Source organism: Nocardioides dubius, assembly GCF_039528155.1.
Taxonomy (GTDB): Bacteria; Actinomycetota; Actinomycetes; order Propionibacteriales; family Nocardioidaceae; genus Nocardioides; species Nocardioides dubius.
This window is the reverse complement of record NZ_BAAALG010000017.1, coordinates 128,230-136,558: the sequence shown is the minus strand read 5'-3', so window position 1 is coordinate 136,558 and position 8,329 is coordinate 128,230. Positions and strand designations below refer to the sequence as shown.

8 protein-coding genes are annotated in these 8,329 nt (G+C 70.0%); 4 read left to right on the top strand and 4 right to left on the bottom strand.

From position 1 onward, the window contains the following. Window positions 1–29: 29 nt before the first annotated feature. Both gltX and ABD151_RS20500 read right to left on the bottom strand, forming a co-directional pair. The gene (gene gltX, locus ABD151_RS20505) at window positions 30–1,472 is read right to left on the bottom strand and encodes a glutamate--tRNA ligase (protein ID WP_343996848.1); all 1,443 of its coding nucleotides are present in this window, start codon (window positions 1,470–1,472) and stop codon (window positions 30–32) included. A gap of 41 nt (window positions 1,473–1,513) precedes the next feature. Continuing rightward, on the bottom strand, window positions 1,514–2,326 hold the full coding sequence (locus tag ABD151_RS20500; RefSeq protein ID WP_343996719.1) for a fumarylacetoacetate hydrolase family protein: 813 nt from the start codon (window positions 2,324–2,326) through the stop codon (window positions 1,514–1,516). A gap of 64 nt (window positions 2,327–2,390) precedes the next feature. Between ABD151_RS20500 and ABD151_RS20495 the strand changes: the two genes are divergently transcribed. Next, window positions 2,391–3,287 carry a 3-methyladenine DNA glycosylase gene (locus ABD151_RS20495; protein ID WP_343996718.1) on the top strand — a complete coding sequence of 299 codons (897 nt, stop codon included), beginning with the start codon at window positions 2,391–2,393 and terminating at the stop codon, window positions 3,285–3,287. Between the two features lie 7 nt (window positions 3,288–3,294). Here ABD151_RS20495 and ABD151_RS20490 read toward each other — a convergent pair whose 3' ends face one another. After that, the gene (locus ABD151_RS20490; protein ID WP_343996717.1) at window positions 3,295–4,662 is read right to left on the bottom strand and encodes an HNH endonuclease signature motif containing protein; all 1,368 of its coding nucleotides are present in this window, start codon (window positions 4,660–4,662) and stop codon (window positions 3,295–3,297) included. 193 nt (window positions 4,663–4,855) lie between these two features. Here ABD151_RS20490 and ABD151_RS20485 point away from each other — a divergent pair, with 193 nt between their 5' ends. Both ABD151_RS20485 and ABD151_RS20480 read left to right on the top strand, forming a co-directional pair. Further along, the gene (locus tag ABD151_RS20485; RefSeq protein ID WP_343996716.1) at window positions 4,856–5,062 is read left to right on the top strand and encodes a hypothetical protein; all 207 of its coding nucleotides are present in this window, start codon (window positions 4,856–4,858) and stop codon (window positions 5,060–5,062) included. A gap of 208 nt (window positions 5,063–5,270) precedes the next feature. Beyond that, the gene (locus ABD151_RS20480) at window positions 5,271–6,485 is read left to right on the top strand and encodes an MFS transporter (protein ID WP_343996715.1); all 1,215 of its coding nucleotides are present in this window, start codon (window positions 5,271–5,273) and stop codon (window positions 6,483–6,485) included. A gap of 12 nt (window positions 6,486–6,497) precedes the next feature. Here ABD151_RS20480 and ABD151_RS20475 read toward each other — a convergent pair whose 3' ends face one another. Next, window positions 6,498–7,070, bottom strand: coding sequence for a TetR/AcrR family transcriptional regulator C-terminal domain-containing protein (locus tag ABD151_RS20475; protein WP_343996714.1), 573 nt, complete (start codon window positions 7,068–7,070; stop codon window positions 6,498–6,500). Window positions 7,071–7,236: 166 nt separating this feature from the next. On the opposite strand from ABD151_RS20475, the gene ABD151_RS20470 reads away from it, so the two are divergent. Next, a complete protein-coding gene (locus ABD151_RS20470) occupies window positions 7,237–8,307 on the top strand; it encodes a hypothetical protein (protein WP_343996713.1) in 1,071 nt (356 codons plus the stop codon). The last annotated feature ends 22 nt before the right edge of the window (window positions 8,308–8,329 follow it).

Genomic DNA, 8,329 nt, shown 5'->3' with positions numbered 1-8,329 from the left:
GGCCTCGGCGGCCGGGTACGGGTTGACCATCAGGCCAGGACGTCGCGCAGACGGGTCAGGGAGCGCTCCTTGCCGAGCAGCTCCATCGACTCGAAGAGCGGCGGCGAGACCTTGCGGCCGCTGATCGCGACCCGCACCGGCCCGAAGGCGTTGCGCGGCTTGAGTCCGAGCTCCTCGACCAGCTTGGCGCGCAGCGTCTCCTCGATCGCGGCGGTCGACCAGGTGCCGAGCGCCTCCAGACCCTCCAAGGCGGCCCGGACGACGGCGAGACCGTCCTCGTTGAGCACCTTGGCGACGTCCGCCTCGTCGCGGACGAAGCTCGCCTCGTCGGCGAAGAGGAAGGCGAGCATGTCGACGGACTCGGTGAGCTTGTTCATCCGCTCGGCGACCAACGGCATGGCCAGCTCGAGCAGCTTGGCGTCGGCGTCCGAGACCGGGTCGCTGACCACGCCGGCCTCCTTGAGGAACGGCAGCACCCGGTGGGTGAGGTCGTCGAGGGTGAGCATCCGCATGTGGTCGGCGTTGATCGCCTCGGCCTTCTTGAGGTCGAAGCGAGCCGGGTTCGGGTTCACGTCGGCGAGGTCGAACTTCTCGACCAGCTCCTCGAGGGTGAAGACGTCGCGGTCGGCCGCGATCGCCCAGCCCAGCAGCGCCAGGTAGTTGAGCAGGCCCTCGGGCAGGAAGCCCTGCTCGCGGTAGAGCGCCATGTGTGCCTGCGGGTCGCGCTTGGAGAGCTTCTTGTTGCCCTCCCCCATCACGTACGGCAGGTGGCCGAACTCGGGCGTCTGGCTGGCGACGCCGATCTCCTTGAGCGCGTCGAAGAGCGCGATCTGGCGCGGGGTGCTGGAGAGGAGGTCCTCACCCCGCAGCACGTGGGTGATCTCCATGGTGGCGTCGTCGACCGGCGCGGTGAGCGTGTAGAGCGGGTCGCCGTTGGCGCGGCAGAGCGCGAAGTCGGGGACGAACTCGGTCTTGAAGGAGATCTCGCCGCGGACCAGGTCGTTGAAGGCGATCTCGCCGTCGGGCATCCGGAACCGGACGACGGGCTTGCGGCCCTCGGCCTCGAAGGCGGTGCGCTGCTCGTCGCTGAGCTCGCGGCAGAAGCCGTCGTAGCCCATCACCTTGGAGCCGGCGGCCTTGCGGCGCTCGGTGGCCTCCTCGGTCGTGCAGTAGCAGTCGTAGGTGTAGGAGGAGTCGCGCAGCTTGGCCAGCACGTCGACGTAGATGTCGGTGCGCTCGCTCTGCTTGTACGGACCGTACGGGCCGCCGACGACGACGCCCTCGTCCCACTTCAGGCCGAGCCACCCCATCAGGTCGATCAGCGAGTCGTAGGACTCCTGGGTGTTGCGCTCCTTGTCGGTGTCCTCGATCCGGAACACGAAGGTGCCGCCGTGGTGGCGGGCGAAGGCCCAGTTGAAGAGCGCCGTGCGTGCCAGACCGACGTGCGGGCTGCCGGTCGGCGACGGCGCCATCCGCACCCGGACCGGACGGTCGGTGTTGCTCACTGCTGCGTTCACTTTCGCTGGGCCACCTTGTTCGTGAGAGTTCCAATGCCGGCGATCGAGACTTCCACCTCGTCGCCGACGTTCATCGCACCGACTCCCTCGGGGGTGCCGGTGAGGATGACGTCTCCGGGAAGGAGCGTCATCACGCTGCTGACGTGCGCCACCAGGGTCGGGATGTCGAAGACCATGTCGGCGGTGCTGCCGTCCTGCACCAGGTCGCCGTTGAGGTAGGTCTGCACCGCGACGCCGTCGGTGAAGGCCTGCGGGTCGAGGTCCGTCTCGATCCACGGGCCGAGGGGGCAGAACGTGTCGAAGCTCTTCGAGCGGGTGAACTGCACGTCCTTGCTCTGCAGGTCCCGGGCGGTGACGTCGTTGGCGATCGTGTAGCCGTGGATGACGTCGGTCGCCTGCTCCGGCGGCACGTCGCGGCAGATCCGGCCGATCACCACGGCCAGCTCGCCCTCGTAGTGCACGTTGCTGGACTGTCGCGGGTAGATGATGTCGTCGCCGGGGCCGATGACCGAGGTGTTCGGCTTGATGAACATCAGCGGCTCGTCCGGGACCGCGCTGGCCATCTCGGCGGCGTGGGCGGCGTAGTTCTTGCCGATCGCCACCACCTTGCTGCGGGGCAGCACGGGGGCGAGCAGGCGGACGTCGTCGAGCTTGTACTCCTGCTCGAGCAGCTTGATGCCGACGTAGAGCGGGTCGCCGGCGAGGCCGACGATCACGGCGTCGTCGCCGGGCTGGCCGTATTCGTCGAGCTCGCCGGTCAGGACGCCGTAGAGGGGCTCTTCGCCGAGGGTGAATCTGCAGATGCGCACGGAGTCGAGCCTATCTGGCCGAGCCGCGGGACGGCAGCGCGGCGGCTCCACCTACCCTTGGTGGGTGAACGACGTCCTGCCCGCGAGCCAGTGGCGCGCCCTCGCGCAGGCGCACGCCGAGCGGGTGGACACCTGGTTGGAGCCGCATCTGGACCGCCGCCAGAGCGGTGTGAAGCACCCGGTCCACGACTTCCTCTTCACCTACTACTCGTACCGTCCCGCGCAACTGCGGCGCTGGCATCCGGGCTTCGGCGTCGGACTTGCCGAGGGTGCCTCGTACGGCGAGTTCAAGGGCTACCGGGTGGTGGACGGCGTCGCGTCGGTGTCGCCGGCGTTCCTCGAGAAGCAGGAGCAGAACCTGCGCGGGCTGCGCAACCTGCTGCGCGCCACGCTCGATCGGAGCCCGAACTTCGGCTGCTTCGGACTGCATGAGTGGGCGATGGTCTATCGACTGTCGGAGGAGGAGACCCGGCATTCGGCCTGGCCGCTGCGCCTGGGCGGAGCTGGCACCGACGACGTCGTCGAATCGCACCGGATCGCCTGCTCGCACTTCGACGCCTACCGGTTCTTCACTCCCCCGGCGGTGGGGCTCAACACGCTCTCGCCGGGGCCCGGGGATCGTCCCGAATTCGAGCAGCCGGCCTGCCTGCACGCCGGGATGGACCTCTACAAGCACGCCTTCCGGATGATGCCGCTGCTGCCGTCGAGCCTGGTGCTGGAGGCCTTCGAGCTGGCCTGGGACATCCGCGCCCTGGACATGCGCGCCTCCCCCTACGACCTGTCCGGGCTCCCCGAGGCAGACGGTGAGGACTGGTCGCCCGTGCAGATCGAGACGGCGGAGGGCAAGCGTGAGTACGCCGACCTGCAGCGTCAGTTCTCCGAGCGCGCCGAGCCGATCCGGCGGCGCCTGATCGCGGAGTGCGACCGGTTGCTCGGTGTCAGTGGTTCGTTGAGCCGGTAGCGGCCAGCTAGGTGCGCAGGCGGATGAACCTGACTGCTCCGTGGGGCAGCCACTCCGCTCGATAGGTGGGGTCGTGGATGTCGTGGTGGTGCTTGCTGCAGAGCAGGCTGCCGTCGGCGAGGTCGGTTCGTCCGCCGAGGTGCCAGGGGTTGTCGTGGTGTGCTTCGCACCAGGTGGCGGGGATTCGGCAGTTCTCGGCTCGGCAGTAGGGATGGATGAGGGCGAGGGCCCTGTGTTGGGCGGCGCTGTAGAAGCGTTTGGTTCTGCCGAGGTCCAGCGGTTGGCTCTGTCCGCCTAGTACGGCGGGGATGATGCCGGCGTTGCAGGCGAGGCGTCGGGCTTCGCCGGCGGAGATCCTGTCGTGCCAGGCGTCGCGTTGGGTGGTCAGGGTTGCGGTGCCGATCTCGTTGCGCAGGGCGTCGAGGCTGACCGTCACGACGACGGTGGTGGCGTCTCCTCCGTGCAGGGGCAGCCGTTTCGGATCCAATGTCTCGAGCAACGTGTTCAACGCGCGGGCGTTGCGTTGGGGGGTGGAGAGCTTCCGGACGGGGTTCGGCAGTCCGCCGCGAGTGTTGCCGGTCGGGTCGTCGCTGGCTCCGCTGGTTGGATCGTCGAACTTGCCGTGGTGCGGATCGTGGCCGGGACATTCGAGGTCGCCGCACGACTCGCCGTAGGCGCCGTCCGTGTCGGGCGCACACCCGCAGGGCGCGGGGGTGAGGTGGTCGCGTCTCGGGTTGGTGATCGCGTTCAAGGCCGTCGCCAACCGATTCGCGCAGCCATCGGTGAGCAGGCCGCTGATCCGGGTGGTGCCGTCGCCTTGCGGCTTCAACGTCAGCTGCTGCCGTTCACGGGCGGAGCGTTCCTCATCGGCCATTCGCTTGCCTTCCACGGCTTCGGCGATCTCCGGCGCCACCACATCGACGATCCGCTTGCCCATCCGGCGGAGGTCGTTGGGCCCGAACTCCTCGGCTTGCTCCACGAGCGTCCGTTCGGCGTCACGGAGAACCGTGGCGTCGAGGTCATCGGGCAGCGCATTCAAGGACCGTGTGATCTCCACCGACTGAGCGAGGTTGACCCGCCCTTCGCGCAACGCCGCCTGCAACACCACCCACCTGCTGTCGAGTTCCCGAGAGATCCGCAGCTCCCGCGCCAGGGTGCCGTGGGCCTGGTGCGTTTCGTGGGCGAGGTAGTCGCCGATGTTCCGTGCGCCGTGGGCGTCGGCCACATCGGAGGCACACGCCAGGAGCCGATAGTTCAACTCGGTCAATCGGGCCTGCAACACCGGCATCTTCAGCAGCACGGCTTCCTTCTCGCCGGTGCTGAGGTAGATCGGATTCGCCTCGAGGCAGGAGTCGAGCGCGGCCTCGATCGCCAACGTGGCTTGGCAGATCGCCTGCTGGCTCAACGCCAGCGTATCCGGCTGGGCGGTCGCGGTGGGCGGACCGGGTGGCGGGGTGATGCGTGGCATGTGCGCCTCCGAGTGGCGAAGCCCGAAGCCGATCTCCGAGCACACGACAGACGCTACGAGTGACCTCCGACACAACGAATCGACCGCGTAGAGTCCAGCCATGATCCGTCGCTCCGCACGCCATCGATCAGGCGTCTACCGCCGCGATGGGCCGCTGGCGTTCGGAAGGTCGCCGTTCATCACCGAAGCGGAGCGGGCGCACATCGCGAACCCGACACACCTCACCCGCGTCCTCCAGCGCCTCGGCCTCGTCTACCGGCCCGACGGCCGGCGACGCGCCCTCTTCGGCCGAACGAGCACGGACTGACGCCCAGGTCCCACGGCCATGTGCGGCCCTGGCCGCGGTACGCCGTCCCACCCGCGGGCGTTGAGCCAGGTGGCACGTGATCCGCGTGGCGGCCACCACGAATCGCTCCTCCTGCCCGGGCGTCGGTAGATTGGCAGGAGCACAGGGATTCCGCGCTGTCTGATGGGTGGGTAGGCACGCACTCACCCGCGCGACCCCCGGAGGAACCGTGTCTCCTGTCTCCAGCTACCGCACCTTGCTCGGCCTGAGCGGCGGCGGCTACATCCTCGGCAGCTTCCTGGCGCGCCTGCCGCTGGCGATGAGCCAGCTCGGCGTGCTGCTGCTGGTCAGCGACCTGACCGGCAGCTATGGCGCGGGCGGCGCCAGTGCTGGTGCGATCGCCGTCTCCAACGGCCTGCTCGCGCCGGCCTGGGGTGCTCTCGCCGACCGGATCGGACAGCGCAGGGTGCTGACCGTGCAGTCGCTCGGCGGGGCCGTCGCCTTCCTCGGCATCCTGGCGATCGCCCGCACCGACCTGCACTGGGGATGGATCGCCGCGATGGCTGCCGTGGCCGGCGTCCTGCTGCCGCAGATCGGCCCGATGTCGCGGGTGCGCTGGCGCCCGATCACCCGCAACCAGCCCAGCCAGGAGCGCCTGGTGCAGACCGCCTTCTCCTTCGAGGGCGCTGCCGACGAGGGGGCCTTCGTGCTCGGTCCGGCGCTGGTCGGCGTCGGCGTCTCCGTGGCGAGCCCGCCTGCTGCGATCCTGCTGGCCGCCGTGCTGCTCGGCGTGTTCGGCACCTGGTTCGCCCTGCACCCGTTCGCCGTCGGCCCGCACCCGCGCTCCGCGGAGGCCGAGCACGGCAGCAGCCGCCTCTCCCCCGAGCTGATCGCCCTGTGCGCCAGCCAGCTGATCATCGGGATGATCTTCGGCTCCGTGCAGACCGGCACCTCGGTGCTCGCCACCGACGCCGGTCACCCCGGCTGGGCGGGCTACCTGCATGCGCTGCTGGGTGTCGGCAGCGTGATCGCCGGCCTCGCCGTCGCCGGCCTGCCCGACCGCTTCGGCCTACCGGACCGGCTCCGCTGGTTCGCGCTCGGGCTGGCCGTCTTCGCCCTCCCGCTGCTGCTGGTGGACTCGATCGCGGCGCTGATCATCGTCCTGCTGCTCTTCGGGATCAGCATCGCGCCGTACATGATCACCACCTTCACCATGGGCGAGCGGATCACCCCGCCCTGGCGCCTGGGCACCGTGATGACCCAGCTCGCCGCCGCCACCGTGCTCGGCTACGCGATCGGAGCCGCGGTCGCCGGCCAGCTCGCCGACCGCGGTGGGCACACCTGGGCCTGGGCGGTCACCGTCGCCGCAGCCGGCCTCGCCGCACTGGTCTCGTGGAGCTCGCGCAACCGGCTGCAGCGCGCGATCCGGGCCGCCGCGGAGTGAGCCCGCGCCGGCTCAGGCCTGGGTGACGCCGACGCGCAGCGCGATCCCGTCGAGGATCAGCTCGAGCCCGTTGGCGAAGTCGCGGTCGGTGACCCCGGCGGCAGCATCGTCGCCGAGCGCTCCGGCGCTGTCGGCCTGCAGGTGGGTCTGCTCGTCGATGGTGTGGCCGTACACGTAGTGCAGCAGCGTGCGGGTGCCCACCGAGATGTCGTCGGCGCGGAGGCCGGCCCCCGACAGCGCGCCGGTCAGCGCGTCGCGGGGCTGGGTCGCACCGAGGCCGAAGGCATGCACCGTGGCCACCACCTCGGCGCCGTCGCGGTAGGCGAGCAACGAGTCGCGCAGCATGGTGCAGATCGCGACCACCCGATCCTGCCAGCGCTCCGCCTCGACCGGGCGCGCGCCGCGGGCCAGGATCTCGTCGGCGACGGCGGCCAGCAGGCTCTGCTTGTTGGCGAAGTGGTGGTACAGGGCGCTGGGCTGGACGCCGAGCTCCTTGCCCAGACGACGCATGGTGAGGTCGGCCAGACCGTGCGCGTCGAGCACGTCGAGCGCTCGCGTCACGACGTCGTGTGCGCGGTACGCCATCCGACCTTCTCCTTCACTCACCGACTGCGCCCCGAGCCTACCCGCTGGTCGCTTGCGCGGCGCATCGCTGCGCGGCGAGGCCGCCAGGGGCATCCGGCAACGGGTGGGGTTAGGTGGTGCTGGCGCTGGGTAGGAGGCGCTGAGTCCGTTCGCACCAGGAGAGTCCATGTCGCACAACGAGCCGCCGCCCGGCCAGCCGAACCAGCCCGGCCAGTCCGGTCCGCCCTGGGGACCACCGTCCGGCCAGCCGTCGGGTCAGCCGTCCGGCCAACCGTCGAATCAGCCCGGGCAGTGGGCACCGCCGTCCGGCCAACCGTCGAATCAGCCCAGCCCTTGGGGACCACCGCCCGGCCAGCCCGGCCAGTGGGTACCTGCCCAGCAGCCGGGGCAGCCTCCCTACCAGCAGTGGGCGACGCCGTCCGCCAGCGGCACCAACCCGTACACGACCACGCCCCAGGCCCAGGGCCCCTACGGCGGCCCGCCCTACCCCGGCGGCCCAGGCCCCAAGAAGTCGAAGCTGCCGGTGATCCTGACCGTGCTGGTCGTGCTGCTCCTGGTCGGCGGAGGCGGTGCGGCGATCGCGCTCGCGATGCGCGACAACGACAAGGACGACAAGGGTGGCAGCGCCGCCGACCCGACCGCGACGACGTCGCAGTCGACCACCACCGATCCCTCGGCCAGCGCCTCACCGTCGACGTCGCCGAGCGGCGACGCGCCCCAGATTCCCGGCTCGACGGCCACCACCGTGGACCCGAACAACCCGGTCGATCCGCCCCGGGCGATCCGGGCGTCGGACTACGAGAGCGACTGGGACTTCCGCTACGAGGAGCACGTCTACAAGGCCAGCCAGGTGGTCGCGCGCGACTACGAGACCTGCGCCGGCGTCGAGAAGGGCGGCGCGCTGACCAAGCAGGGCTGCGAGTACGCCGTCACCGCGACCTTCATCAACACCCGCGACAAGGTGAAGTTCACCCACTACTTCCTGGTCTTCTCGACCGAGAAGCAGGCGAAGGCGGCGGGCAAGGAGAAGGCCGTCACCGACGAGATGTTCGACTTCGCCCCCGAGGCCCTCTACGACGACTACGAGATCGGCACCTGGGTCACCAAGCAGGTCGGCTCGGCCGTGGTCTTCACGGTGGCCACGGCCCCGAAGGGCGTCAAGGAGGACCTGCTCAGCCGGTACATGCGCTGGGCGAACACCGACTACGGCAACGCTCTGCTCTTCACCAAGTTCTGAGCAGGCACACGAAAGGGCCGCG